This is a genomic window from Faecalicatena fissicatena (assembly GCF_016900595.1).
Lineage (GTDB): Bacteria > Bacillota > Clostridia > Lachnospirales > Lachnospiraceae > Claveliimonas > Claveliimonas intestinigallinarum.
The window spans coordinates 21,628-46,902 of the sequence record NZ_JACLYY010000012.1 but is presented as its reverse complement, the minus strand read 5'-3'; the positions used below and the strand labels follow the sequence as shown (position 1 = coordinate 46,902).

Annotated in this window: 27 protein-coding genes; 15 read left to right on the top strand and 12 right to left on the bottom strand. The window is 49.2% G+C overall.

What is annotated here, in order from left to right:
* The first annotated feature begins 10 nt into the window (after positions 1–10).
* The 7 genes from H7U36_RS11880 to H7U36_RS11850 all read left to right on the top strand — a co-directional run bounded on the left by H7U36_RS11880 (position 11) and on the right by H7U36_RS11850 (position 10,616).
* Positions 11–826 (top strand): PP2C family protein-serine/threonine phosphatase, encoded by an 816-nt coding sequence (locus H7U36_RS11880; protein ID WP_205156225.1) that lies wholly within the window; start codon positions 11–13, stop codon positions 824–826.
* Positions 827–841: 15 nt separating this feature from the next.
* A complete protein-coding gene (locus H7U36_RS11875) occupies positions 842–2,653 on the top strand; it encodes a serine/threonine-protein kinase (protein WP_205156224.1) in 1,812 nt (603 codons plus the stop codon).
* A 31-nt stretch (positions 2,654–2,684) separates the two neighbouring features.
* Positions 2,685–4,454: a serine/threonine protein kinase gene (locus H7U36_RS11870; RefSeq protein WP_205156223.1), complete on the top strand. Its 1,770-nt coding sequence runs from the start codon at positions 2,685–2,687 to the stop codon at positions 4,452–4,454.
* A gap of 31 nt (positions 4,455–4,485) precedes the next feature.
* Entirely contained in the window at positions 4,486–6,960 is a 2,475-nt protein-coding gene (locus H7U36_RS11865) for a protein kinase domain-containing protein (protein WP_205156222.1), read from the top strand.
* 14 nt (positions 6,961–6,974) lie between these two features.
* A complete protein-coding gene (locus H7U36_RS11860) occupies positions 6,975–9,032 on the top strand; it encodes a serine/threonine protein kinase (protein WP_205156221.1) in 2,058 nt (685 codons plus the stop codon).
* 237 nt (positions 9,033–9,269) lie between these two features.
* A complete protein-coding gene (locus H7U36_RS11855; RefSeq protein WP_033124209.1) occupies positions 9,270–9,617 on the top strand; it encodes a hypothetical protein in 348 nt (115 codons plus the stop codon).
* A 174-nt stretch (positions 9,618–9,791) separates the two neighbouring features.
* Positions 9,792–10,616 carry a glycosyltransferase family 8 protein gene (locus H7U36_RS11850; RefSeq protein ID WP_207750601.1) on the top strand — a complete coding sequence of 275 codons (825 nt, stop codon included), beginning with the start codon at positions 9,792–9,794 and terminating at the stop codon, positions 10,614–10,616.
* A 107-nt stretch (positions 10,617–10,723) separates the two neighbouring features.
* Here H7U36_RS11850 and H7U36_RS11845 read toward each other — a convergent pair whose 3' ends face one another.
* On the bottom strand, positions 10,724–11,605 hold the full coding sequence (locus H7U36_RS11845; RefSeq protein WP_033124207.1) for a LysR family transcriptional regulator: 882 nt from the start codon (positions 11,603–11,605) through the stop codon (positions 10,724–10,726).
* Between the two features lie 106 nt (positions 11,606–11,711).
* Between H7U36_RS11845 and H7U36_RS11840 the strand changes: the two genes are divergently transcribed.
* Genes H7U36_RS11840 through H7U36_RS11830 form a run of 3 tightly spaced genes read left to right on the top strand, consistent with a single transcriptional unit; the run spans position 11,712 to position 13,332 of the window.
* On the top strand, positions 11,712–12,272 hold the full coding sequence (locus H7U36_RS11840) for a chromate transporter (protein WP_205156220.1): 561 nt from the start codon (positions 11,712–11,714) through the stop codon (positions 12,270–12,272).
* Positions 12,273–12,274: 2 nt separating this feature from the next.
* Positions 12,275–12,838 (top strand): chromate transporter, encoded by a 564-nt coding sequence (locus tag H7U36_RS11835; protein ID WP_033124205.1) that lies wholly within the window; start codon positions 12,275–12,277, stop codon positions 12,836–12,838.
* Positions 12,835–13,332, top strand: a complete 498-nt coding sequence (locus tag H7U36_RS11830; protein ID WP_205156219.1) for a hypothetical protein — start codon at positions 12,835–12,837, stop codon at positions 13,330–13,332. The genes H7U36_RS11835 and H7U36_RS11830 overlap by 4 nt, the downstream gene beginning before the upstream one ends.
* Before the next feature lie 92 nt (positions 13,333–13,424).
* On the opposite strand, the gene H7U36_RS15560 is transcribed toward H7U36_RS11830, so the two are convergent.
* From H7U36_RS15560 to H7U36_RS11780, 10 genes are all read right to left on the bottom strand, one after another.
* Positions 13,425–13,697: an ArsR/SmtB family transcription factor gene (locus H7U36_RS15560; RefSeq protein WP_052083705.1), complete on the bottom strand. Its 273-nt coding sequence runs from the start codon at positions 13,695–13,697 to the stop codon at positions 13,425–13,427.
* Between the two features lie 76 nt (positions 13,698–13,773).
* The gene (locus H7U36_RS11820; RefSeq protein WP_081957905.1) at positions 13,774–15,774 is read right to left on the bottom strand and encodes a heavy metal translocating P-type ATPase; all 2,001 of its coding nucleotides are present in this window, start codon (positions 15,772–15,774) and stop codon (positions 13,774–13,776) included.
* Between the two features lie 21 nt (positions 15,775–15,795).
* Positions 15,796–16,017: a cation transporter gene (locus H7U36_RS11815; protein WP_033124203.1), complete on the bottom strand. Its 222-nt coding sequence runs from the start codon at positions 16,015–16,017 to the stop codon at positions 15,796–15,798.
* Positions 16,018–16,215: 198 nt separating this feature from the next.
* Entirely contained in the window at positions 16,216–17,136 is a 921-nt protein-coding gene (locus H7U36_RS11810) for a radical SAM mobile pair protein B (RefSeq protein ID WP_033124202.1), read from the bottom strand.
* Positions 17,121–17,813: a radical SAM mobile pair protein A gene (locus H7U36_RS11805; RefSeq protein ID WP_205156218.1), complete on the bottom strand. Its 693-nt coding sequence runs from the start codon at positions 17,811–17,813 to the stop codon at positions 17,121–17,123. Before H7U36_RS11805 ends, H7U36_RS11810 begins: the two co-directional genes overlap by 16 nt.
* Before the next feature lie 18 nt (positions 17,814–17,831).
* The gene (locus H7U36_RS11800) at positions 17,832–18,263 is read right to left on the bottom strand and encodes a MarR family transcriptional regulator (protein WP_033124200.1); all 432 of its coding nucleotides are present in this window, start codon (positions 18,261–18,263) and stop codon (positions 17,832–17,834) included.
* Positions 18,264–18,319: 56 nt separating this feature from the next.
* The gene (locus H7U36_RS11795; protein ID WP_033124199.1) at positions 18,320–18,823 is read right to left on the bottom strand and encodes a flavin reductase family protein; all 504 of its coding nucleotides are present in this window, start codon (positions 18,821–18,823) and stop codon (positions 18,320–18,322) included.
* 78 nt (positions 18,824–18,901) lie between these two features.
* Entirely contained in the window at positions 18,902–19,213 is a 312-nt protein-coding gene (locus H7U36_RS11790) for a TIGR04076 family protein (RefSeq protein ID WP_033124198.1), read from the bottom strand.
* A gap of 44 nt (positions 19,214–19,257) precedes the next feature.
* Positions 19,258–20,121 carry a patatin-like phospholipase family protein gene (locus H7U36_RS11785; RefSeq protein WP_033124197.1) on the bottom strand — a complete coding sequence of 288 codons (864 nt, stop codon included), beginning with the start codon at positions 20,119–20,121 and terminating at the stop codon, positions 19,258–19,260.
* Positions 20,114–20,593 carry an Rrf2 family transcriptional regulator gene (locus H7U36_RS11780; RefSeq protein ID WP_033124196.1) on the bottom strand — a complete coding sequence of 160 codons (480 nt, stop codon included), beginning with the start codon at positions 20,591–20,593 and terminating at the stop codon, positions 20,114–20,116. The genes H7U36_RS11785 and H7U36_RS11780 overlap by 8 nt, the downstream gene beginning before the upstream one ends.
* Before the next feature lie 96 nt (positions 20,594–20,689).
* On the opposite strand from H7U36_RS11780, the gene H7U36_RS11775 reads away from it, so the two are divergent.
* Genes H7U36_RS11775 through H7U36_RS11765 form a run of 3 tightly spaced genes read left to right on the top strand, consistent with a single transcriptional unit; the run spans position 20,690 to position 23,444 of the window.
* The gene (locus tag H7U36_RS11775) at positions 20,690–21,595 is read left to right on the top strand and encodes an SIR2 family NAD-dependent protein deacylase (RefSeq protein WP_033124195.1); all 906 of its coding nucleotides are present in this window, start codon (positions 20,690–20,692) and stop codon (positions 21,593–21,595) included.
* A gap of 5 nt (positions 21,596–21,600) precedes the next feature.
* Positions 21,601–22,452, top strand: coding sequence for an SIR2 family NAD-dependent protein deacylase (locus H7U36_RS11770; protein ID WP_081957910.1), 852 nt, complete (start codon positions 21,601–21,603; stop codon positions 22,450–22,452).
* Complete coding sequence (locus H7U36_RS11765; RefSeq protein WP_081957903.1) at positions 22,449–23,444, top strand: helix-turn-helix domain-containing protein; 996 nt, start codon at positions 22,449–22,451, stop codon at positions 23,442–23,444. Before H7U36_RS11770 ends, H7U36_RS11765 begins: the two co-directional genes overlap by 4 nt.
* 20 nt (positions 23,445–23,464) lie before the next feature.
* Here H7U36_RS11765 and H7U36_RS11760 read toward each other — a convergent pair whose 3' ends face one another.
* The gene (locus H7U36_RS11760; RefSeq protein WP_156111845.1) at positions 23,465–23,623 is read right to left on the bottom strand and encodes a hypothetical protein; all 159 of its coding nucleotides are present in this window, start codon (positions 23,621–23,623) and stop codon (positions 23,465–23,467) included.
* Positions 23,624–24,049: 426 nt separating this feature from the next.
* On the opposite strand from H7U36_RS11760, the gene H7U36_RS11755 reads away from it, so the two are divergent.
* Both H7U36_RS11755 and H7U36_RS11750 read left to right on the top strand, forming a co-directional pair.
* On the top strand, positions 24,050–24,253 hold the full coding sequence (locus H7U36_RS11755; protein WP_147581150.1) for a hypothetical protein: 204 nt from the start codon (positions 24,050–24,052) through the stop codon (positions 24,251–24,253).
* Between the two features lie 130 nt (positions 24,254–24,383).
* On the top strand, positions 24,384–25,235 hold the full coding sequence (locus H7U36_RS11750) for an aldo/keto reductase (RefSeq protein WP_033124238.1): 852 nt from the start codon (positions 24,384–24,386) through the stop codon (positions 25,233–25,235).
* The last annotated feature ends 40 nt before the right edge of the window (positions 25,236–25,275 follow it).

The window sequence follows — 25,275 nt, the reverse complement described above, 5'->3', positions numbered from 1 at the left end:
AGGAAAACCCATGAATGTAATCAAGTATTTAAAAGACCTGCTGGGCGCGGAAAAAGAGGCAGGCCCGGTGGGATTCCGTATTGCGGCAGTCAGCCATAAAGGGAAAGTGCGGGGAAATAACGAGGACAATTTCTGCGTTATGGGTACTGTGCTTCCCCTGATGCACGAGGGAACAGAAGGAATTCTGGAGTTTCAGGTGAAGCCGGAAGGCCAGGTGACGGTGGCGGTGTTTGACGGCATGGGAGGGGAGGCGGCCGGAGAGCTGGCCTCCTTTACTGCGGCGGAAAAAATGAGAGAGCTGTCCGGACAGAAAACTTTTTCCGAGGAAAGTGTAAAAGAACTCTGTATGGATCTGAACCGTTCTGTCACAGAAGCTGCTGAAAGAGAAAAATATATCCAGATAGGAACCACGGCAGTGCTGTTTTTTGCAAAAGGAAATCAGTATATTATGGGAAACGTAGGAGACAGCCCTTTCTATCTTTTCAGCAGGGGGGAGCTGACGCTTCTTTCGGAAGCCCATGTCAGCCGGTTGCCCCCGGAGCTTCAGGGCTTTTTGGGAAGAAAGCCTACCCTGACTCAGTTTTTGGGAATGGGGGAAGAGGAAGTCCGGATGGAACCCTTTGTAAAGCAGGGAAGCTGTATGTCGGGAGACCGAGTTCTTCTGTGTAGTGACGGACTGACGGATATGATAGAGGAGGAGGATATAGAAAGCATTCTCCGTGAGGAGCGGAAAACAGCCCAGTGTGTGGAACGCCTGCTGGAGAAGGCTCTTGACCAGGGAGGCAGGGATAATATTACGATTGTTCTGTGTGACATTACAGAGTAGAAAAGAGAGTAGAGTATGGACAAAATCAATCAGATATGGCCGTCCTGGCACACCGTGGAGTTGATTGGCCGGGGCGCTTTTGGAGAAGTATACAAAGCAAAGCGGGAGGAGCTGGGAGAGACCTTTTACAGTGCCGTAAAGATTATTCAGATTCCCCAGGACGAGGGGGAAATCCGGGAGATGCTAAGCGATGGCCAGACCAGCGCTTCCATTCAGTATTACTTCGAATCTGTGGCCCGTGGGCTGCTGAATGAGATTAAGGTCATGGAGACCCTGAAATCCGCGGGAAACGTGGTAAATATCGAGGAGTTTGAAATACAGCAGAAGGAGGACACCATTGGGTGGACGGCCTATATTCGGATGGAGCTTCTTCAGAACCTGAATGACTACCGGAAGGGAAGACTGATGAGCAGGGAGGAAGTGGCAAATCTGGGCCAGGATATCTGCGAAGCCCTGATCTGCTGTGAACAGAGCCGTATCATTCACCGGGATATCAAGCCTTCCAACATCTTTGTGGATCGTTACGGAAACTTTAAACTGGGGGATTTCGGGATCGCAAGGCAGATGGAGAAAACCCAGAGTACTCTTTCCCGGAAGGGAACGGAGCTCTATATGGCTCCGGAGGTGCGACTCGGAGAGAGCGGCAGCAGCTACAATGTGGATATCTACTCTCTGGGGCTGGTGATGTATCGGTTATTAAACAGGAACCGGATGCCTTTTGAGCCTCTGGAAAGTGAGATGCTTTCCTACCAGGAAAAGGAGGGGGCGCTGGTCAGAAGGCTGAAGGGAGAAGTCCTGCCTCTCCCTGTGGATGCAGGAGAGGAGCTGGGCAGAATCATCCTGAAAGCCTGCCAGGCAGACAAAGCGAAGCGGTATCAGAGCGCGGAAGAGATGAAGCGGGACCTGCTGGCCTGGAAAGGAAAAACGGAGACCTCCGCTCAGACAGGAAAAGAGAACCGGACGGAGCAGGCCGCAGAGGAGGCACCGTTTTGGCAGGAAGCGCCGGAGCCCCAGGCAGGGCAGGAAGAATTTTCGGAAGAAACGGTTGCCTTTTTTCAGGAGGAACCCAAAGAGTCGGAGAAGGAAAAACAGCCCAGGCCGGGAAAAGATATCTGGTTAGACAAAGAGATTCGTCCTGGGCAGAAATACATCATGGCACCGGTAGGCGGAAGAAAGATGCAGGTAACGATTCCTCCGGAAATCCGGGAAGGGCAGTCCATCCGGCTGAAAGGAGAGGGGGAGCCCGGGAAAAACGGAGGCCCTGCAGGAGATATGTATTTCCGGATTCACATCCGGGAGGAGAAAAAGCAGGAAAACACGGCGAAAGAAACGCAGAAGGAGCCGGAGAAGCAGGAGAAGCCAAAGGCGGAGGCAAAGCAGGAAGCAAAGAAGCCGAAGGCGGAGAAAAAGAAGAGCGGAGCGGGTTCCGGACGGAAGAACAGGACGTATTTTAAAAATCTGGAAAAGACCGGATCTCGCCAGAAAGACATGGATGAACAGCAGCTTCAGAAACTGCTGATTATCCTTACAATAGTGGGAACACCGGCTTCTATACCGGCGGGCGCTATCTGGGCAGTGCCTCTGATTCCCGTTCTAATTCTGCCGGGTCTTCTGCTGATGAAAAAAAGAAAAGGCGCCGGAGCCTGGCTTGGAGCGCTGGGAAGTGGGGTGGCTTTATTTATGATACTGTCGGATATTATGGGAGTCATGATGATGGTGCCGTTTTTATATGTTCCCGCGATTTTCGTGATTTTTGCCGGCTTTTTCTTTATAATCTGGCTCTGTGTCCGGATAAAGCGCCAGATGACGCAGATTATCAGGAGTTAGATAGTAAAAGACAAAGGACGGGGATGAGAAGATGGACAGAATCAGTCAGATATGGCCGGCCTGGCATACTGTGGAATTGATAGGCCGGGGTGCTTTTGGAGAAGTATATAAGGCAAAACGGGAGGAACTGGGGGAGACATTTTACAGTGCCGTTAAGATTATCCAGATTCCCCAGGGCGAAGAGGAAATCCGGGAAATGCTGAATGAGGGTCAGACCAGCGCCTCTATTCAGTATTACTTTGAATCCGTGGCTCAGGGGCTGATGAATGAGATTAAGGTCATGGAGACCCTGAAGTCTGCGGGAAATGTGGTAAATATCGAAGAGTTTGAAATACAGCAGAAGGAGGACGCCATCGGTTGGACTGCCTATATCCGGATGGAACTTCTGCAGAATCTGAACGACTACCGAAAGGGAAGACTGATGAGCCGGGAGGAAGTGGCAAATCTGGGCCGGGATATCTGCGAGGCCCTGATCTGCTGTGAGCAGAGCCATATTATTCACCGGGATATCAAGCCTTCCAACATCTTTGTGGATCGTTACGGAAACTTTAAATTGGGAGATTTCGGAATCGCAAGGCAGATGGAGAAAACCCAGAGTACACTTTCCCGGAAGGGGACAGAGCTTTACATGGCTCCGGAGGTGCGAGTTGGGGAGAGTAAAAGCAGCTATAATGTGGACATTTACTCCCTGGGGTTGGTGATGTATCGGTTATTAAACCGGAACCGGATGCCCTTTGAGTCTCTGGAAAGTGAGATGCTTTCCTACCAGGAGAAGGAGGAGGCACTAGTCAGAAGGCTGAAGGGAGAAGCACTACCCCTTCCCGTGGATGCAGGAGAAGCACTGGGCAGAATCATTCTGAAGGCCTGCCAGCCGGACAAAGCGAAGCGGTATCAGAGCGCGGAAGAGATGAAGGGGGATCTGCTGCTCTGGAAGGGAAGTCCGGAAGACGCCGCTCAGACTGGAAAAGAAAGTCGGACGGAGCAGGCTGCAGAGGATAAATTGTTCCGGGAGGAAGCTGCGGAGTCCACGGCAAGGCAGGAAGAGTTTTCGGAAGAAACGGTTGCCTTTTTTCAGGAGGAACCAAAAGAGCCAGAGAAGGAAAAACAGCCTAGGCCGGGAAAAGATATCTGGTTAGACAAAGAGATTCACCCGGGACAGAAATATATTATGGCGTCGGTGGGCGGAAGAAAGATGCAGGTAACGATTCCTCCGGAAATCCGGGAAGGGCAGTCCATCCGGCTGAAAGGAGAGGGCGAGTCCGGGGAAAACGGAGGCCCTGCAGGAGATATGTATTTCCGGATTCACATCCGGGAGGAGAAAAAGCAGGAAAAAGCGGTGAAAGAAACGCAGAAGGAACCGGAGAAGCTCCAGACGGAAACAAAGCAGGAGGCAGAGAAGAGGACAGAAGCGAAGGCAGAGGCGAAACCAAAGAAGAGAAAGACAGCATCAAAACCGAAAAAAAAGAAAGCCGAGACTAGCTCGCCGGAGATTGATGAAGACGGTATGTTTGGCTTCTTGATTCTGCTTATGATGGTGGGAGCAGCGACATCCGTTCCGGTGGGCGCTATCTGGGCAATACCTTTAATCATTGTTCTGATCCTGCTAGGGCTTCTACTGATGAAAAAGAAGAAAGCCGCCGGAGCCTGGCTGGGAGCATTTGGTAGTGCAGTAGCTCTTTTTATGATGCTGCTTTTTATTGCAGGAGTGGTGCCGCCATTTGTGAGTATTGCTGGCTTTATCTTTATAATCGGTATGTGTGTTAACGTAAAGCAAATTATGACGCAGATTATCCGGAGTTAGAGAGTAAAAGACAAAGGACGGGGATGAGAAGATGGACAGAATCAGTCAGATATGGCCGGCCTGGCATATAGTGGAGCTGATCGGCCGGGGAGCCTATGGTGAAGTATATAAGGCGAAGAGGGAGATTCAGGGAGAAACCTTTTACAGTGCGGTAAAGGTAATTCAGATACCCCGGGAAGAGGGAGAAGTCCGGGAAATGATAAGCGACGGAATGACCAGCCAGTCGATTCAGTCCTATTATCAGTCCATTGCCAAAGGAGTGATGAATGAAATCCGGACGCTGGAGACCCTGAAATCTGCCGGAAATGTAGTAAATATTGAAGATTTTGACGTGCGGGAGCGGGAGGACGCCATCGGATGGGAGGTCTATATCCGGATGGAGCTTCTGCAGAATCTGGACGCCTACCGTAGGGAGCACCCTCTGGATGCCCGGGAAGTGGCGAAACTGGGAGGCGATATCTGTAAGGCGCTGGAATACTGTGAGCAGAGTCACATTATCCACCGGGATATCAAACCTTCCAACATTTTTGTGGATCGGTACGGAAATTTTAAACTGGGCGACTTCGGGATTGCGAGACAGATGGAAAAGACCCAGGGCACCCTCTCCCGGAAGGGCACGGAACTTTACATGGCGCCCGAAGTGCGGTTTGGGGAGAGCGGCAGCAGCTACAATGTGGACCTTTACTCCCTGGGCCTGGTGATGTACCGCCTTTTAAACCGGAACCGGATGCCCTTTGAACCTCTGCCCTCCGAAAAAGAATTTCTCCTTCAGCAGGACAAGGAAGAAGCCCTGGTGCGGCGGCTGAAAGGGGAAGAACCGTCCCCTCCGGCAGATGCGGACCCGGTGCTGGGAAGTATCATTCTGAGAGCCTGCCAGGCAGACAAAGAAAAGCGTTACCAGAGCGCCCGGCAGATGCGTCAGGACCTGGAAAGCTGGAACCGGAACGGGCAGAAGACGGCCTCTGGACCGGCAGACAAGATGGCCGGGGCAGGAAGAGAAGCCGGTGGAACTGTGAAAAAAGAGGAAGATACTCCGGTTAAGGAGAGCCGGAACCCGTACGAGGATAGCAGGGGGGACCGCCTGGACGAGACGGTTTCCGTGTTTGGCGAAAGGAAGACAGACTTTTCAGAAACGGACGCGGCCAAGGCAAATTCGACAGAGACGGCAGAAGACCAGACGGCAGGAAATCAGATGGCAGAAGACCAAGGGACAGGAAATCAGACGACGGAGAGTCCGAAGACAGAGGATCAGAAGCAGGGAGAAGAGCCTCCGCTGTATTCCTTCCAGCAGTACAAAAGCACGGATTACGGGAAGCCGGAAAAGAGCGGGAAGAAGAACCGCTATGCCTTTATCGCCGTGGCGGCTGTGCTGGTAGTGGCGCTGGTAGCTGGAATCTGGCATTTTCGGGTTCAGTCTGCAAGAGACAGGCTTTTTGAAACTGCCCAGAGCAGTCTGGAGGCAGGGGATTACGAAGAAGCCAGGACGCGGTTTGAGGAGGGAATGGAAGAATATCCCGAAGATGAAAGGGGATATCTGGGCCTGGCAGAAGTATACGGGGCTCAGGAGGAATATGATGAGGCCCTGAAGGTTCTGGCCGATGGAAGCAGTGCCTGCCAGGATACAGACGGGAAAATTGCCCTGTTGATTTCGAAGATGGAAGAGAAAAAAGCGGATCAGGAATATACGGATAAGATAGAGGAAGCAGATGGACTGGCGGAGGCCGGAGACTTTGAGGGGGCAGAAGCGGCCTACAAGGAGGCCATAGAAATGGATGACTCAAGGACGGAGGCCCCGGGCGGGCTGATGACGCTTCTTATCCGGCAGAACCGTATCGATGAGGTGACAGCCTCTCTGGATGCCGGGGAATACTCTTTTTCTGAAGGCGAAGTAGATGATTTGAAGGATGCCTGTGCCCTGCAGCAGATATACAGTATGATGCAGTCTTCTGATTATGCCGGACTATTGGCTTATTTTAAGGGAGACAGGGCTCAGCTTGGAACTGGAATTTACTACTATCAGAACGGACAGAAGCTTGATGAGATTGCGGAAGGATCCGGCATGATTCTCAGCACGTATGGGGTATATGCCGGGGATGTCCAGGACAGCCAGCGAAATGGAAATGGAAAGCAGTTTGGAATCTATGCAGATTCCGATACCCAGTATACCGTGACAGAGGGCGTCTGGAGCGGGGATGCGGCCAATGGGCAGTGCACGTATTCTGAATACAGGGAAGTGGACTCCAATGGCGAAGAGTGGAACTGGACTTATTCCGGTAATGTGTCGGGGAATCTGTTCAATGGCGATATTGCGATCAGCTGGAGTCACCCGGACGGCAGTGATGCGGATTCGGGGACGGCTCATGCCGAGAACGGGACATTTTCCTGCATTCGGGAGGAAGCAGGATCTCAGTATGTGTATGTAGAGGGAGGAAGCGGCCGTTACTGGTTTTACACAAGCGCTGATGACCTTTCAAACCAGGGTATCTGGAAAGCATACATCTATTAAAAAAGAGGGTAATCATGGACAGAATCAATGAAATATGGCCCAAATGGCATACCGAAGAGCCCCTCGGCCAGGGCGCCTATGGCCGGGTGTTTAAAGTAAGGCGGGAAGAGCTGGGGGAAGTTTTTTACAGCGCTGTCAAGGTTATCCGGATTCCCCAGGACGCAGGAGAGGTCCGGGAGATGATAAGCGACGGAATGACCAGCCAGTCCATCCAGTCCTACTATCAGTCTATTGTCAAAGGTCTGATGAACGAAATCCGGGTGTTGGAGACATTAAAATCCGCCGGAAATGTGGTCAATATTGAAGAATTTGAAGTCAGGGAGCGAGAGGATGGCATCGGCTGGGAAGTCTATATCCGTATGGAACTTTTGGAAAATCTGGATCTGTACCGGAGAAATCATCTGATGGGACTTCGGGAGACGGCAAAACTGGGGCTCGATATCAGCAGCGCCCTGGATTACTGCGAAAAATCCCGGATTATCCACAGGGACATTAAGCCGTCCAATCTCTTTGTGGACGGATACGGCAATTTTAAGCTGGGAGACTTTGGAATTGCGAGGCAAATGGAGAAAACCCAGAGTACTCTGTCGCGGAAGGGGACGGAGATGTATATGGCGCCAGAACTTGGTTTTGGAGAGAGCGGCAGCAGCTACAATGTGGATATCTATTCTCTGGGGTTGGTGATGTACCGGTTATTAAACAGGAATCGTATGCCCTTTGAGCCGCTTCCTTCTGAAAAGGAAACATTGTTTCCCCGGGACAAAGAAAATGCCCTTCTTCGACGGATTCAGAAGGAGTCGTTTCCTGCCCCGGCGGACGCTGACGAGGAATTGGGACAGATTATTTTGAAAGCAAGCGAGCCGGATAAGACCAGAAGATATCAGCATGCCAGGGAGATGCATCGGGACCTGGAGAACTGGTTCCGGAAGCGGGAAGCGGAAAACGGATTTCGGGCGGAAGAAGAAAGCCGGAAGGTATTTCTGCAGGAGGCGGCAGAGGCTGCCGGCGCTCCGGGACCTTCTGGGGCCCAGGACCGGGATTTTCAGGAGGAAAAGACTGTATCTGTATTCATGGAAAGACAGGAACAGCCGAAGCAGGCGTCCGAACCGGATATAACGCCGGGCTTTCAGTTCCATTCCCGTACGGAGCCCGGGGAGGGAGAAAAGAACGGAACCGGAGATTCCCGGAAGAAAAAGCCCTGGTGGGCTCTGGGAATTGCGGCTCTGTTCATAGTGGCTCTAGTGGTCTGTTTCGTAAGCAGAACGGGAGTACCGTCGGAGAAGGAGGCACAGGCGACTTTGCAGGAAATTGGGTTGGATGAAGGCCTTTTTACGGAACTTCCGCTGACCGGAACCCAGGAAGAAATCGAGGACTGGCTGGCTGCGGCTGGTTACGATTGTAACGAGTCAGATGATGGAATTACCTTTACTGCCGGAGACTGGCATGGGAGAATTCACAATAGATATCTGACTATAGTATGGAATAGTGCGGAGGCAGGTGAAGCAGACCGGGCAACGTTTAATGCTCTTTTTGGCTATTTTAAGCATGGAGACTATGAGGAAATTTATGCAGAAGAATCCGAGGATTACTATTCATTTGGGGATGAGACAAACAATTATACTATCCAATATAACAGTGAATACGGAAGCCTTTCAGTTTCCAGACAGGGAATTCCTGAGATTGATACATTTTCGGTGGACATCCTGCCCCAGGTCATTGCCGAATGTCCAGTGTCCAGTCTGGAAGAAACCTGCCAGTGGCTGGATGAGAACGGATATCCATATACAGAAACAGAAACTTCGGGAGTAGAGATTCCGGCTTTTGGGGAGGAATATATAGACATCAATTTTTATGAGGATTTTACTTCCACCTATTTTTATATCCCGGCCAGCAATACTCAAGACGTATTTGAGACGTGTGTGAGCCAGATGGAGGAGTATTTGGGTACGTCTGGGAGCTGGGATGACCTGGCGGATGGGGAAAAATGGAGCATGGAATGGAAAGGAAGAACCATTTCCATAGATTACACGACATCATATAAGGCTGTTTCCATTGATTTTTCCCAGGAGTAATTTGTTTCTTAGTGCAATCGATATGTGCCGAGTATTTGATGTAATATGCTTAACAAGACAACCGGGATAGAGGAAGCCTGTCTGCTCCGGGCAAGATGCAAAATTTAAGAATTCTTAAACATTTTCCCAACATTATTTAAAAAAATCTCCTGTATATTTAAGTCATCAAAGAGAGAAACCGTATTTGGCGGACTCATGAGAAGCTGTGTGAAGCTTCTGCAGTGGGAGGGAAAAAAGATGAATATGAGAAATTTTGTCATGAGGGAGAAAGAGTCCCGGGATTATCTCATCTCAGAGAAAAATGCGCAGATCGAGATACGGGACGGGTTTAACAGCAACCTGGTAATCCAGCACTATACAGAGAGCAGAAAGGTCATCATCTACATCCCGGAGGGATGGCAGAAGACCATCACCGTGGAGGTCAACAGCGGAACCATCTGCTGCCATCAGCGGGAGCCCTACAGAGGGCTCAGACTCTCTGTGAAAAAGGGGGAAATACTCTACGGGGAGGACAGGTCCAGATCCCATCCCTCCTCCGCCACGCCCTCGCCCCACTCCGATTTGTCCCGGCTCCGGGCTCTGTAAAAGCCGTGGCTCTCGTCCCGCTTGTACATCTTCGGCTTCAGCATGAAAATGAGAAAAGGCTGTCTTGACATTTCAGGAAATCTGTCTATACAGATTGCATATATTGAGAATGGCGGGCAGATGCCTGTTCTGGTATAAAAAATATAGAATGACGCGAAAAAGGGAGGATTTATTTTGAATATCCTGATCACTCTTGATGAGAATTATTTTCCTCAGCTCCGCGTGCTGCTCACATCGCTGCGGCTGAATGCTCCGGGGGAGCATTTCGACATCTACCTGCTGTACAGTGACCTGCCGGAGCATATGCTGCAGGCAGTGGAGAGATGGTGCCGGGCCGCGGGATACGAATTTCACCCCATCCGGATGGACGGGAACCTGTTCGGGAGCGCTCCTGTGAGCAGCCGTTATCCGGCGGAGATGTACTATCGTCTGCTGGCGCCCCGCCTGCTGCCGGAGGAGCTGAACCGGATCATCTATCTGGATCCGGATATACTGGTCATCAATCCCCTGCGTCCCCTCTGGGAGACGAATATGTCCGGGTGGCTGTTCGGAGCCGCCGCCCACACGGGAAAGACAGAGCTGGCCAACGATGTGAACCGGCTCCGGCTGGGAGTGGAGCACGATTACTACAATTCCGGTGTACTGCTGATGGACCTGGAGCTGGGGCGTGAGGAAATCATCCCGGAGGAGATTTTCCGTTATGTGGAGGAGCACCGCATGGAGCTGGTGCTGCCGGACCAGGATCTGTTAAACGCCATGTTCGGGGAGCGCATCTTCCCCCTGGACGACGCTGTCTGGAACTACGACGCCCGCAACTACAACAACTACGTCATGAGGAGCTCCGGGAAATACAATGTGAAGTGGGTCATGGAAAACACGGCCATCCTGCATTTCTGCGGAAAGGCGAAGCCCTGGAAGCCGGGCTACATCTACCGCTTTGGGGTGCTGTACCAACACTATGAGCAACTGGCCGGACGCTCCTGGCAGCCCTATCTGTAACTGCGCTATATACTTACAGGTTTATACAGGGAAACTAAACGAGCCTTCTTTGTAGGAGTATCGGTTTACCCTGGAGTGCCCCATATAGGGTCAAAGCAAGCCACCGGCTAAGCCGGTGGCCTTGATTGACTGCACAGATCAATAAAGGTCTTCATATTCTCAGTCAGATATTTGCTTTTGTGACAGATGATATTGAGCTTTCTTGTCAGTGGCTGAGGAAAGGGGATCATCTTTACGTTATGCTCGTCTATGTTTTTCTTGACCAGCAGACAGGGAAGAACTGCTACTCCAAGTCCTTCGGAGACGCCGCGGATGATAGCCTGTGTACTGGCGCTTTCCCAGAGAGGATGTACAGTGATCTGCCGTAATGCAAAACATGCATCTAAAATTTCTCGCCCGGCGCTTCCATGTTCTCTCATAAGAAACGGATATTCAGCCAGCTGCTCTAAAGTAACCTGGCTGTATTTTGAAAGAGGATGGTCTGGCGCTACGATGGCCTGCATATAATCCTCCATAAAAGGGTGGGCTATGATGTCCGGAGATTCAGGCTGCGTTTCGATCAGCCCGATATCGATGTTATTATCTAAAATATACTGCTCAATTATGGAAGAGCTTTTGATCATTACTTCTATACGAAGCTCGGGGAACAGAGCCTGATATTCTTTCAGAAGCAGAGGAAGAATATGAGTGCCGATAGTAATACTGGCTCCGATACGGATGACGCCCAGTGTATCCCAGTTGCGTATCTTCTTTTCCATTTCTTCAAACATAGACACAATATGCAATGCATATCCATAAAATTCTTTTCCTGTCTCTGTCGGAAAAATCCGGCGTCCAAACCTTTCAAACAGACGAATTCCGTAATATTCTTCCAGTTCCTTGATGGCAACGCTGACAGAAGGCTGCGCAAGATGTAGTTCATCTGCTGCTTTTGTGATATTGCTGTGGCGGAATACTGTTGTGAAGATCTTCATATGGCGAAGAGTCATATAAACGTCCTCCTTATATAAGAAAATAGCTATCTATTTAATAGAATAATAGTATTTCCATAATAAATCAAGAAGAAATATACTTAAGAGGAAGGAGGGAAAAGCAATGGAGAAAAAACGGACTATTTTACTCAAAGTATTTGTATCTACTTTATATCTGAGTGCCTTTACATTTGGCGGCGGCTATGTGATTGTGACTTTGATGAAAAAAAAGTTTGTAGATGAGTATCACTGGATTGAAGAGGACGAAATGCTGGATCTGACTGCAATCGCACAATCCGCACCAGGAGCGATTGCAGTCAATGGGGCAATTGTTGTTGGGTATAAGCTGGCGGGAGTGGCGGGAGCTTTGACTGCGATTATAGCTACGATTATTCCACCGTTCTTTATCATTTCTATCATTTCGATTTGTTACAGTGCATTTCGCAATAATTTGATTGTGGGGAAAATGTTGGAAGGCATGCAGGCGGGGGTTGGCGCAGTGATTGCAGCAGTGGTATTTGAGATGGCGGGGGGAATTATCCATGGGAAAAATCCGGTATCTGTGATGATCATGGTGCTTGCGTTTACAGCAGCTTGCTTTATGAAATTAAATGTGATCTATGTGGTCCTTGTCTGTGGACTGATAGGTATTATAAGGACACTGGCAGAAAAAAGGAGGAAATAACAATGGTTTATCTTGAATTATTTTGGAGTTTTCTTCAAATTGGGCTGTTTAGTTTTGGGGGAGGATATGCTGCTATGCCGCTTATCCAGGGGCAGGTTGTTACAGAGCATGGGTGGCTGAGTATGGCTGAATTTACAGATTTGATCACAATCTCTCAGATGACACCCGGACCTATTGCCGTCAATTCGGCAACTTTTGTGGGGATTAAGATTGCCGGGCTTCCCGGGGCATTGGTCGCCACTGCGGGTTGTATTCTACCATCCTGTATAATCGTTATGCTGATTGCCAGGCTATATCTGAAATACAGAAGAATGGAAATGCTTCAGGGAATTCTGAATTCACTCAGACCGGCAGTTGTGGCAATGATTGCATCAGCAGGAGTATCCATTCTGATTACTGCATTCTGGGGAAATGAGGGAAAGATCGTCCTGGCAGAGACAAACTGGTTAATGGTGGGTATATTTGCGGCAGGTATCTTATTGCTTCAGAAATGCAGGATGAATCCGATATGGGTCATGGTTCTGGCAGGAGTGGCCAACACAGCAATATCTTTGATCGGAGGATGAGAAAGATGAGGTTTGTCATAAAATATGGAATGGAAAAGTACAGGATATATGATGAAAGTAAACATCTTGCAGGAATAGTGGAAAGAAGGCTGTCCACCAATAATCAGCTGACAGTAAACTGCATGGATCATAAGACTGCATATACCGTCAGCCGGGGAGATGGTGAAATTATAATCAGCGGAGAAGAAGTGAAAACTCTTCATTGCAGGCTGCAATATCCGGCAGATAATCAATATACTCAGACAGCATATTGGAGACCTCCAATGGCTGTGCAGACTGATATTGTAATCCGCGGCAACAGAGTGACTGTCCGTCAGTCACGAAACAGAAGGTTTCAAATTTTCCTGAATGGGAAAAAGGCAGGCGAGATGGATCATATGATGTCAGTGTCAAAGGAGCTCTTTCTGGAAAATGACATTTTGAAGCAGTACAGTGGTCTGATTTTTGCAGTAGGTATCCTGATGCTCCATGATGATGATATAGAAATTTTATAGAGAATTTATAGAGAAGAAAGAGGACTTTCAAAAAGGGCAGAACCGGTTTTTTGGTTCTGCCCAGAGTGATTGATGACGCATGTATATCTGCTTTATTCAGTATCCAGAAATTCCTGCACATGCTCGCATCCCAATTCGAGGATTGACCGGACATGCTCGTCATCTAATTGATAAAATATCTCTTTTCCATTGCGCTGCCGTTTTACTAAACCATTCATACGCAGTATCCGCAGGTGGTGCGAGACCGCGGGTTCGGACATCTGCAGTTTCTCTGCTATGTCTTTGACACAGGCGTCGGATAAAAAGATCTGAAATATGATCCTGACCCGGGAGGGATCGCCGAGAGCCTTAAACAGCTGGGTCAAATGCTCCAGGGCTTTATTGTCGGATGCATATAATGAATTCCTGTCCGTCTGAATTTCCTCCTTTCATCCTGCCGCATCAGAGATTTTTCACAAACAGTGCTCTGATGGCATTGAATACCGCTATGATCATGACGCCTACATCGGCAAACACGGCCAGCCACATGTTTGCAAATCCAAGTGCTACCAGAACCAGGCAGATCAGTTTGATGCTGATCGCAAAAACGATGTTCTGATAAACGATGCGCAGACATTTTCTGGAAATCCGGATCGCCTTGGAGATCTTAAGCGGGTCATCATCCATCAGGACGATATCAGCTGCTTCAATGGCCGCATCGGATCCCATGGCGCCCATAGCGATACCGATGTCTGCGCGGCGGAGAACAGGGGCGTCATTGATTCCATCCCCGACAAACGCCAGTCTGGATTTTTCGGGTTTTGTCTTCAGAAGCTCTTCAACCTTTTCAACCTTATCGGCGGGAAGCAGCTCGCTGTAAACCTGGTCTATGCCCAGATCTGCTGCAACCTTGTCAGCGACCTTTTTCGCATCCCCGGTCAGCATGACTGACTTTTGAACGCCGGCAGCCCTGAGAGCCCTGATCGCTTCCCTGGAGTGGGGCTTTTCGATGTCAGAGATTACAATGTGTCCTGCGTATTTTCCATCGATTGCCATATGGATGATCGTGCCTACACTGTGGCAGGGAATGTACCTGATCCCAAGGTGATCCATCAGCTTATCATTTCCGGCAGCGACCTCAACTCCATCCACCTTTGCAATGACGCCGTTTCCGCTGATTTCCCTGATATCTGACACGCGGCTGCGGTCAATCTCTTTCCCATACGCCTTTTGCAGGCTTTTGCTGATGGGGTGGGACGAGGCGCTCTCTGCCAGAGCTGCATACTCGATCAGCTTTGCGTTTTCCATCTCGCTATGATGGATGCCGTTTACCTCAAATACGCCTTTTGTCAGAGTTCCTGTCTTGTCAAATACAAGGATTTTTGTCTTGGACAGGTTCTCCAGATAGTTGGAGCCCTTTACAAGTACGCCGGCTTTGCTGGCTCCTCCGATCCCCGCAAAGAAGCTGAGCGGGATACTGATGACCAGGGCACAGGGGCAGCTGGCTACCAGGAACGTAAGAGCGCGGTAGATCCATGTCTCCCAACCGGCAGACAGGCCTAGTCCAAATATACGGATCACCGGAGGCAGGATGGCAAGAACCAGAGCTGCGTAGCAGACAGCCGGTGTGTAGATCCGGGCAAACTTGGAGATAAAGTCTTCGGATTTTGATTTTCTGGAGCTTGCGTTCTCCACCAGATCCAGGATCTTGGAGACAGTGGACTCACCAAACTCTTTGCTGGTTTTAATCTTCAGCACGCCAGTCATATTGATGCAGCCGCTGATGACCTCGTCTCCAGCCTTTGTGTCCCGTGGAAGCGATTCACCGGTAAGAGCGGCAGTGTTTAAGGTGGAAGATCCCTCTACAACCGTTCCGTCTATCGGAACCTTTTCGCCGGGCTGTACGACAATGATACTTCCCACAGCCACTTCATCGGGATCTACTTTTTCCAGCCTTCCGTCCTTTTCAATGTTGGCATAATCAGGACGGATATCCATCAGATCGCTGATATTCCGGCGGCTTCTTCCTACTGCGTAGCTCTGGAACCACTCGCCTACCTGGTAGAACAGCATGACCGCGATTGCCTCCAGATAGTCGCCGTTCTCGTAGATCGCCAGGGCGAAGGCTCCGACAGTGGCTACCGCCATCAGGAAGTTTTCGTCGAACACCTGCCCGTTTCGGATGCCCTTAAATGCCTTTCTTAAAATGTCATAGCCAATAATGAAATAATCCACTAAGTAGCATGCCAGCCGAACCCATCGCCCGGCAGCTCCCAGCTGATCAAAAGCCTCGGCTCCCAGATACTGCAGCATAAGCAGGATCAGGCTGGCAGCCAGGATCCTTCCCAACATCACTTTTTGCTTTCTGGTCATACCGCTGTTGTTTTTCTGCCCGATCAGGAGCAGGACTACAGCCAATACAGCGACAACAGCCAGCAGACCCGTTTCAATCCATTCCTGCATTTTTATTTTCCTCTCTATAATTTATTTCAGAAAAATCTCACAATCCGGTTCCACCTTCTTGCAGGCCTTGATAACAGCCGGCATAACAGAAGCAGGATCCTTTCCCTCGTTGAATTCTACGATCATTTTCTGTGTCATAAAGTTTACAGTTGCGTTCTGCACACCCTCAGTCTTTTTGGCGGCATTTTCCATAAGATTTGCACAGTTTGCACAGTCTACATCGATTTTGTAAGTTTTCTTCATGATAAAAATCTCCTTTATTTTCTGTTTTTTTGTTTCTGATTAAACGCTTGCTTAATCGTTGCCTTTATGATATTCACAGTGCATTACAAAGTCAATAATTTGCCCTTTTATCCTTCCGTTTGGGATATAAGGACTTCCGTTTGGGCTATTTTGCAACAAAAAAAGAAGGATCATCCACACAGAGTCCTTCTTTCTGCTTTATATTCTTGTTTTTCGCTTGCCGGTATTTTCTGACCCTCTGATTTCCTCGTGATAAAAATAATCAACGATCACAGGATGCCCTTTCTTGGCCCGGCCGTAAGGCAGCTCATTGTCTACAAACAGACAGTCATTCTGTTTTGCCATCTGTTCGGCCTTCTGTTCCAGCATTTGAAAATAACTGCGGTCTTTTTTATTGTAAATGGCATCATAGAGCGGGAAAAGATTTGGATATTTTTCTTTAATATATTCCATAATGTCTTTTTTAAATCCGCCCCGGAGATTGAGATTTTCCAGCCATACAAGGTCACACTGGTTTCTGACTTTTTCGAAAATTGCTTCAAAATCAGTGATACCGGGAAATACAGGAGAAATGAAACAGACGGTTCGTATTCCTGCATCATATACCTGCTTCATTGCCGTCAGCCGACGCTCTATACTGACTGCATGATCCATATCCGCCCGAAACTGTTCATCCAGCGTATTTATAGACCAGGATACGGTGACCTTTTCCATCGTTTTCAGAAGCTCCAGGTCCCGGACAACCAGATCAGATTTTGTACAGATAAGAACCTCCGCGCCACTTCCTTTCAACTGTTCCAGAACCCTGCGTGTGTTTCCGAAGTGTTCTTCCTGTGGGTTATATCCATCGGTAACCGAGCCAATGACTACTCGCTGGCCTCTGTATTTCCATGGATTTTTGATCTCCGGCCAGCGCTTTATATCAAGAAAAGAGCCCCAGGGCTCAGTATGGCCAGTAAAACGCTTCATAAATGAGGCATAGCAGTATTTACAGCCATGGGTACATCCGACATAGGGATTTACAGAATATCCGCCCACAGGCAGAGTAGATTTTGTCATAATATTCTTTGTTTCCACTTCCCGGATCAGAATATTGTCTTCCTTTACTTGTTCTTCCATGCTTTTTGCTCCTCCAAAACATCATAATATGCCTGTGGCAACTCCTGGATCATCTGATCTTCTCCCATGACAGGAAGAAGATCTTCTTTCATAAACACAGGAATGTCGTGACTATGCGCCTGATCTGTGAGATTTCGGACCCATTCCGGCTTTGACACGGATTTCCCTTTTCGACGTCCGGTTTCCGTACCGATTACGATCCATTCGATTCCGGTAAAGTCCACCTCGCCGATATCGTCAAACATAGGCTCAAAGCTGACCTGGTAGTGCTTCCCTTTTATGTTTTTACGCATAGCCTGAATTCGGTTCTTTTCTTTTGCTGATGTGACCGTAACACCGAACCAGACATTGTCCAGGTCAGTAGAAAAACGGATTTTTTCAGGGCGCTTTGTCAAGAGAATATACTGATGCTGGGGATTTTGTGCCATTCTCTCAAATATTTCCCTTTTCCATTCGGGCTCCCAGTCAGAAAAATCGCTCATTCCTGTGAGCAGCAGATTTTGGGGACGTTTTCTGTCCATCAGCCTCAGCTTACCAGGAAAGTATTCCGGCCTGGAAAAATCCTCTGTCATATGGAAACGGCGGACATTATTCCTGGCATAGCAGTAGCTGCATCCAATCGTGCAGCCGATCACCAGATTCATATTCTGGATTTGGTCTTTGATACAAACAGACATTTGGGTCACTCCATTATACTATAATTGTTCTTCGACATTATGAAGGATTCGCTGCAGATAGTTTTCGCACTGGTCGATCTCATCTTCGCTGAAGCCCTTATAATATATGTTTTCTATTTCTTCGGTCACTTCGTTATAATCCTTTTCCAGAGCTCTGGCGTTATCTGTCAGGAAGATCAGAATCTTTCTTCGGTCTTTATCTCCGCGGTCTCTGTAGATCAGCCCAGCGGACTCCATCCGATCCAGCATACCAGTCAGAGAAGTCATCGCCAGGCCTGACTGTTTGGAAAGTTCTCTGATCGGAATACCATCTCCCTGCCACAGAATGTATAGAAGATTGCCTTGAGCTCCGTTAAATGCATCAATATTCTTATCGTCAAGAATATGTTCAAACAATCTTCCTCCGATATGTTTGATCCTTGAAATTAAAAAGCCAGCCTGTCTACTCATAAATCACCATAACAGGCAGCCATGTACTCATGCCTGCCTGTCCTTTCTGTAAATTATTATTTTTTCTGTGCCTCCGCAAATTCCGCGTAACCGTTCCATGCAAAAACTGCTTCGACATTTTCGTCGGCGAATACATTCTTCACATCACAAACGTGAATAATATGATCGTCCGCATCCACTGTCTGGGAGACAGATGCATGGATTAAAAGCCGGCAATTCTTCGGTGCCTGGATCTCAGTTCCCTCCACTTTTTGCATTGGGATGCCAAATTTTTCTGTTTTGTCCACATCTCTTCCCGAACTGGTTCCACAGCCGATAAGTGCATTGACGAGTTCCATTCCTGGTACTGCCACTACAACTTCCTTGTTCGCAGCCAAAAGTTCCAGCGTATATGCCCCTTTATTTAAAGAAAATATAATCTTCCCAGGTGAAGTAGAAGCATAAGTCCAGAATGCGAGAGTCGCAAGGTTGGCAGTGCCGTCCGGTTTCTCAGTACAGATGAATGTGATCGGATTTGGCGAGGTGTAAACAGGTGCTGAAGCAATTTCAATTTTTTTCATAGTAATCTTCCTTTCAAACATATTATACTATAAAAGATAGTACTATATAGTAATATTTAAGTCAATACTATTTTCAAATTAATCGATCGCTTCCATCAGGAAAATTACAGGCCGCACGCCGTCCGGACAGGCGGCCACACACACTGAGTCGTCTTTCAGCCAGGTTCCTCTTGGCTGGAGCAGTTCTCCCTTTGACAGGCTCTCTGCAAAGGGAGCAAGGAATTGCCAGGCAACACTGCACATATTTTCAGGACGATGAATACCGTCACTGTAAAGCACCTGCCCTTTTTGATGCCATGGGCAGGGACCCAGACCGGGGACGGCATACATCTTTTCCAGCTCCTTATCTACTTCCGCTTTTAATACAGTAATCCTGATTTTCTTATTCATGTCCAATTATCTCCTTTTATCTTATAAACTTTATCTCATAAACTTTATCTCATAAACTGCTGCAGCACATCCTGCTGAGCTGAGAAATCCTTCAGACCCAGATCGTATAGCTTTCTTTCAGTCTCCTCGTCCATGGAGTAGGTTCCTACCCGGACCGGCTCGCTGGGCGCAAAGATAAATGCTTTTCCGGCTTTTTCCAGATCAAATACTTCTCTCTGATTGGTCAGATATGTAAGATGTCTCTGATCAATGGCCTCTATGATTTTTGGGTATTTCCGGCAGAGGCGGGAATACAGGAGCCGCATGCCCTGAGGCTTTCTCACATAATCCCGCTGCTTGGACAGGATGACCACCAGGCGGTCGCAGCCCTCCTCCAGAGCGCGGCGCACCGGGATGGCGTCGGAGATGCCTCCGTCATAGTAGGGGATACCGCCTATCTCTACCGGGCGGCAGGCCGCGGGGATGGCGCTGGATGCCATGATCGGCCGGTAGTCGTCCTGCTTCATGTCCTCTTTGGCGAAGTAGGCGGCTTCCCCGGTCAGGGCATTGGTGGCCACGACCTCATATCTGGCGGGATTTCTCATGATGGCCGCAAAATCCAGCGGATCCTTTCCCGTAGAATTGGTCAGTTCCCCGTAGATATACTGCAGGCCAAACAGATTGCCGGTCTTCAGCAGGCTTTTGATCCCGAAATAGCCTGGGGAATGAATGTGGTCTGTGAAAAAGCGCAGATTGCGGCCCTTCTGTCCGGCCATAAAGGACGCCACGTTTCCGGCGCCTCCGGAGACCCCGATACAGTAGTCAAAGGTAATCCCCTGGTCGAGAAAGGCGTCCAGTATTCCTGCGTTGTACGCGCATTTCATACCTCCGCCCTCCACTACAAGTCCTGTTTTTTTCTTCTCATTCATCTGCAAGTCCCTCTTTTCCAATTTCTGCCTGATCAGTGTCTATGGGCAGATTTTTGATTTTCTCGTGATAGCGGTCAATGATATCCTGAAGGGTGATCTCCCTCATTTTCTGCTCTGCGGTCTCCTGGATTTCTCTGTAAAAATCTCCGATGGAGAGCTGTACGTGGATCCCGATTCCACATTCCGGGTTGGTATCTACATCCAGGTGGAGCAGAGGCTTATCACCCTCCACAGCCCGGTAAATGTCCAGCATGGTGATCTGATCAGCCGGCCTTGTCAGGCAGGCGTTGGCCTGTCCCTGTGTGTTGGAAATGAGTCCGGCTCTTTTTAATGCCGCCATCAGCTGCCGGATATAGGCGGGATTTGTCTTCACGCTCTCGGCGATCCTGGTACTGGTCAGATGCTCCTTCTCTCCCAGAGCGATAAAAGCGAGACAGTGGATCGTGTCACTTAGCTTTTTGGAATATTTCATTTGTCACCTCAAAAATTTTGCTTGTAATTTATAATTTAACATGTTACAATCGCCATGTAATTTTAATAATAACAACTGAATGGAGGAAAGTCAATCATGCAGATCATGCAAAATCCGGTTTTGAAAGATACGCATATGAAAAATGTGCAGACTCTGGTCGATAAAATAAATGGGGCAGAGGCTGTTTTGGTGGGAGCGGCTGCGGGAATGTCCGCATCCTGCGGCTTTAATTTCTTCTATCAGAACGATGCTATGTTTCAGAAATATCTGGGTGACTTCCATAAAAAATATGGATTTACAGGGGCTTTTAATGGATTTTACTATCACTATCCTTCGCCGGAGGCCCGCTGGGCGTTTCTGGCCCGCATGGGTTACATGGAATATGAATGTCCCACCGGGCAGCCCTATTATGACCTCATGGAGCTGCTTCGGGGAAAAAACTACCATATCATGACCACCAACCAGGATTTCCAGTTTACCCGTGTGGTCCCGGAGGAAAAACTGAGCGCGATCCAGGGGGACTCCCGTTATTATCAGTGCAGCCGGCGCTGTCATGACCATATTTACTATAATAAAGAGTTGGTTTATGCTATGAATGAGGCCATTGATGAAAATCTGTGCATTCCTGTGGAAATGATTCCCCGCTGTCCCAGATGCGGCGCTCAGATGGAGCCTTGGGTACGGGGCTATACGTTTCTGGAGGGTGAAAAATACAGGGAGGAATATCGGAAGATCAATGAATTTCTCGAGCAAAATAAGGAGAAGAAAATCCTTTTCCTGGAGCTGGGAGTAGGGCGCATGACGCCCATGTTCATTCAGGAGCCCTTCTGGAATTTGACGTACTCTCTGCCGAGGGCGTTTTATATTACGATCAATCCCAGGGATGCCCTGCTCCCCGGAGAATTAGAGAAGAAGGGCCTGGCTGTAAAAGAGGATATCGCCGCTGTCCTGCGGGACGCCGTGGAAATCCAAAAAGGTGAAAATAGAACAAAGGGGCAATGAAGACTATGGGTGAAGCATACAAAAAAATCTATAAAGAGATCAGAGACGCAGATGCGCTCCTGATCGGCGCCAGCAATGGGCTGTCGATCTCAGAGGGATACAATATCTTTGCGGATGACCGGTGGTTCCGGGAGAACTTCAGGGATTTTCGCGCCAGGTACGGCATCAGGAGCGTACTCCAGGGACTGTTTTTTCAGTACCCATCGGAAGAGACAAGGTGGGCCTTTTTCAGCCGGCTGATCAGCAGGAAATGTTATCTGGAGCAGCCGGGCTCTGTGATGAAGGATCTGTATCGCCTCGTCGGCCAGAAGGACTATTTTGTCGTGACCTCCAACGGGGAGGATCATTTCGTGCCCGCGGGATTCAGCCGGGATAAGATCTTTGAGATGGAAGGGCGCCTCACCCAGTCCCGGTGCCGGAATGGCTGTGAGGGAGTACTGTATGAGAACCGGGATGAGGTCCTGAAGATGGCCGGGGCTGAGAGGGATGGGGTTGTTCCCGCGGAGCTGATCCCCCGATGCCCGAAATGCGGCAGCCCTGTGACGGTCAATATGGCTGACAGCAATGCCTTTTTCCAGACAGAGCAGTTTCAGAGGAAAATGGCAGACTATCAGAATTTTATAAAGCAGTATCACGGGAAAAAGCTGGTGATTCTGGAATTTGGCGTTGGCTGGCGCAACCGCATGATCAAGGAGCCTTTCATGCGGCTTGCCGCCTCTGAACCGGAAGCGGTCTATATTACCTTCAACAAGGGAGAAATCTATATCCCGGATGAGATCAGAGGGCGATCCATAGGAGTGGACGGGGATATTGCCGCGGCTCTGGAGGAGATTTTGAAAACAGGTGAGGTGCTATGAAGAAAAATACGATTTCTATTATCCGTCATTCCGGGGTGGGACAGGAGCAAAGCCTGCTGGTCGGGCAGCTCCGGGGCAAATCCGAGGGAAAAGGAAGGATTGAGACATTTTTTCTATATCCCGGCATCGAGGCGTCATACAATGAATTTCAGGCTTCCAGCTCAGAGTTCCAGCATGAGGCATCTGACAGGATCATGGAAATTTACTACTGCAGAAGCGGAAGGATCGGCTGGAATATGCGCCATGGAGTTTCCGTTTACCTGGGAGGCGGGGATATGACTGTGCACAGTGCTTCGTGCTGTTCCCAATCAGATATGATGTTTCCGCTGGGATATTCAGAAGGGATTGCTGTATCTGTCGACTTTTCCGTGCTGGGAAGAGAATGCCCGGAGATATTAAAGGATGCCGGCCTTGACCTGAAACGGTTTCAGACAAGGTACTGCGGGGAAAAGCCTGTCGCAATTCCCGGAAGCCCGGAGCTTGAAAGCATTTTTGCACCGCTGTTTTCCGTTCATCCCGGACAGAGGCGCCCCTATCTGAAGCTGAAGGTACAGGAACTGTTCCTGTATCTGGACAGCCTTCAGTTTGAGGGGAGAGAGTTAAGCCAGTATGCCTCAGAGCAGACAGACCTGATCAGAGAGATCCACGATCTTTTGACAGAACACTTGGAAAAAAGGTACACGATAGAGGAGCTGTCCCGGCGTTATCTGATGAATACTACTATGCTAAAGGAAGTCTTTCGGAGAGTATACGGACTTCCCATTGCAACCTATATGAAGGAGTACCGGGTCCATGAGGCAATGAAGCTTCTGCGTGATACAGATGAAACGGTTGGGGCGATCGCCGGGAAAATGGGCTATGAAACTTCCGGAAAATTCAGCAAGGCATTTAAGGATGTCGCCCAGATGCTGCCAACTGAATATCGGAAGATGCATAGGAAGCAAGTGAAATATGTCGGCATAGCCGCGAAGATGCCTTCCGCAAAACGGTAAAATGGATATGGAAAGCAAATTTATTTCAGCCCTCCTGCCTTTAATTTTTCAGTGACCCGGTGATAGACGGGCATTTCCACACCGCAGGCCGCAGCCACATCCCTTCCGTCCGCGGTAAGAAAAGCGCCGATGCTTTCGCCGGTAGCGCCGGCTCCTGCAATTACATATTTTAATTCCATAATCAATACCGTCACAAATAATAGTTGACTGAGTCCTCATTTAATATAAAAACTATATTGTGGATTGAGTCAACTATTTGAATGGGTATAAAAAAATTCTTTTCATGACAGTGGGATGTACTATAATTCCTATCGGAAACAAAAGAGGACAAAGGGGAAGGAGGAGCGGCCTTATCAAGCCGCCTGGAACGATCGATGTAGAAGGAAGAAAACGATCTTTTGATTTACCTGGGCGCGGCAGTTTTTTTCGTGCTGGCTGTCACACAGTCGCAGAAAAATATACTCCCTCAGGTCGCCGGCGCCGCTATATATGTTCTTGCTGCTCTCTCTGACTGTGGCCTACACGGTATACAACGGGGGTATCGGCATTATGAGCCAGTCCGCGTAATTAAGAAAGAGCTGTCTGACATCCGGGCAGACGGCATTTTGCTCCTGCTTCTTAATCTGGCTCTGAGCGGAGTGGCCGATGCGCTGGTGTCCATGCTCACCCTGCAGTCCACGATGCTGGCCTCATTTCAGAAAACGAGCAGCGTGGATGCAAACAGGATGAACGGGATCACCGGACTGGCGGTCTGCGTGCTCATATCGCTGCTGGGAGTGAGCTTGATCTGCTATGCGTCTAAGTTATAGACGTGTGCCGAATTGGCATTGTACTTTTCGGACCAAACCTCCTACAATATTACCTGAAGACAGGAGAAAGGTTCCTGTGCAGGCAGTGAAACTGGATTTTCAAATATTCATTTTCAAGGAGGAAAAGAACATGGAATTTGTGACATTAAATAACGGAGTAAAAATGCCGCTGGAAGGCTTTGGCGTGTTCCAGGTGCCGGATCCGGCGCAGTGCGAGCAGGCGGTTCTGGACGCCATCGCCAGCGGATACCGCCTCATCGACACGGCGGCCGCCTACATGAATGAAAAGGCAGTGGGAGAGGCGATCAAAAAGTGCGGCGTCCCAAGAGAAGAGCTTTTTATCACCACAAAGCTGTGGATACAGGACGCAGGCTACGGGGAGGCGAAGAAAGCCATCCAGACGTCCCTTGATAATCTGGGCCTTTCCTACCTGGATCTGTACCTGATCCACCAGCCCATGGGCGACTACATCGGAGCCTACAGAGCCATGGAGCAGGCCTATAGGGAAGGCAAGCTGAAGGCCATCGGCGTGTGCAATTTCTATCCCGCGCGCCTGGCAGACTTCTGCGAGACAGTGGATGTGATGCCGGCCGTAAACCAGGTGGAGCTGCATCCCTTCTTCCAGCAGGAGGACGCCCTGTCTCTCATGAAGGAGTACGGAGTCGTTCCGGAGGCCTGGGGCCCCTTTGCCGAGGGAAATCACGGCATCTTTACCCACCCTGTGCTGACGAAGATCGGGGAGAAATACGGCAAGAGCGCGGCCCAGGTAGCCCTGAGATGGAATGTGCAGAGGGGCGTGGTGGTCATTCCCAAGTCCGTGCACCAAGACCGCATAGAGCAGAACATGGACATCTGGAATTTTGAGCTTGACGCAGAGGATATGGCTGAGATCGCGAAGCTGGATCTGGGACACAGCGAGATCGTCAACCACGATGACCCGGCCTTTGTGAAGATGCTGCATGGCATGAAGATCCACGAGTAAGAAAACCAGAGGTACCGGTCTGCGGTGTGTCCTTTTTCTT

Coding starts and splice junctions, on each gene's coding strand:
- H7U36_RS11880 (WP_205156225.1), top strand. CDS start 11: ATGAATGTAATCAAGTATTTAAAAGACCTGCTGGGCGCGGAAAAAGAG.
- H7U36_RS11875 (WP_205156224.1), top strand. CDS start 842: ATGGACAAAATCAATCAGATATGGCCGTCCTGGCACACCGTGGAGTTG.
- H7U36_RS11870 (WP_205156223.1), top strand. CDS start 2,685: ATGGACAGAATCAGTCAGATATGGCCGGCCTGGCATACTGTGGAATTG.
- H7U36_RS11865 (WP_205156222.1), top strand. CDS start 4,486: ATGGACAGAATCAGTCAGATATGGCCGGCCTGGCATATAGTGGAGCTG.
- H7U36_RS11860 (WP_205156221.1), top strand. CDS start 6,975: ATGGACAGAATCAATGAAATATGGCCCAAATGGCATACCGAAGAGCCC.
- H7U36_RS11855 (WP_033124209.1), top strand. CDS start 9,270: ATGAATATGAGAAATTTTGTCATGAGGGAGAAAGAGTCCCGGGATTAT.
- H7U36_RS11845 (WP_033124207.1), bottom strand. CDS start 11,605: ATGACTCTTCGCCATATGAAGATCTTCACAACAGTATTCCGCCACAGC.
- H7U36_RS11840 (WP_205156220.1), top strand. CDS start 11,712: ATGGAGAAAAAACGGACTATTTTACTCAAAGTATTTGTATCTACTTTA.
- H7U36_RS11835 (WP_033124205.1), top strand. CDS start 12,275: ATGGTTTATCTTGAATTATTTTGGAGTTTTCTTCAAATTGGGCTGTTT.
- H7U36_RS11830 (WP_205156219.1), top strand. CDS start 12,835: ATGAGAAAGATGAGGTTTGTCATAAAATATGGAATGGAAAAGTACAGG.
- H7U36_RS11820 (WP_081957905.1), bottom strand. CDS start 15,774: ATGCAGGAATGGATTGAAACGGGTCTGCTGGCTGTTGTCGCTGTATTG.
- H7U36_RS11815 (WP_033124203.1), bottom strand. CDS start 16,017: ATGAAGAAAACTTACAAAATCGATGTAGACTGTGCAAACTGTGCAAAT.
- H7U36_RS11810 (WP_033124202.1), bottom strand. CDS start 17,136: ATGGAAGAACAAGTAAAGGAAGACAATATTCTGATCCGGGAAGTGGAA.
- H7U36_RS11805 (WP_205156218.1), bottom strand. CDS start 17,813: ATGTCTGTTTGTATCAAAGACCAAATCCAGAATATGAATCTGGTGATC.
- H7U36_RS11800 (WP_033124200.1), bottom strand. CDS start 18,263: ATGAGTAGACAGGCTGGCTTTTTAATTTCAAGGATCAAACATATCGGA.
- H7U36_RS11795 (WP_033124199.1), bottom strand. CDS start 18,823: ATGAAAAAAATTGAAATTGCTTCAGCACCTGTTTACACCTCGCCAAAT.
- H7U36_RS11790 (WP_033124198.1), bottom strand. CDS start 19,213: ATGAATAAGAAAATCAGGATTACTGTATTAAAAGCGGAAGTAGATAAG.
- H7U36_RS11785 (WP_033124197.1), bottom strand. CDS start 20,121: ATGAATGAGAAGAAAAAAACAGGACTTGTAGTGGAGGGCGGAGGTATG.
- H7U36_RS11780 (WP_033124196.1), bottom strand. CDS start 20,593: ATGAAATATTCCAAAAAGCTAAGTGACACGATCCACTGTCTCGCTTTT.
- H7U36_RS11775 (WP_033124195.1), top strand. CDS start 20,690: ATGCAGATCATGCAAAATCCGGTTTTGAAAGATACGCATATGAAAAAT.
- H7U36_RS11770 (WP_081957910.1), top strand. CDS start 21,601: ATGGGTGAAGCATACAAAAAAATCTATAAAGAGATCAGAGACGCAGAT.
- H7U36_RS11765 (WP_081957903.1), top strand. CDS start 22,449: ATGAAGAAAAATACGATTTCTATTATCCGTCATTCCGGGGTGGGACAG.
- H7U36_RS11760 (WP_156111845.1), bottom strand. CDS start 23,623: ATGGAATTAAAATATGTAATTGCAGGAGCCGGCGCTACCGGCGAAAGC.
- H7U36_RS11750 (WP_033124238.1), top strand. CDS start 24,384: ATGGAATTTGTGACATTAAATAACGGAGTAAAAATGCCGCTGGAAGGC.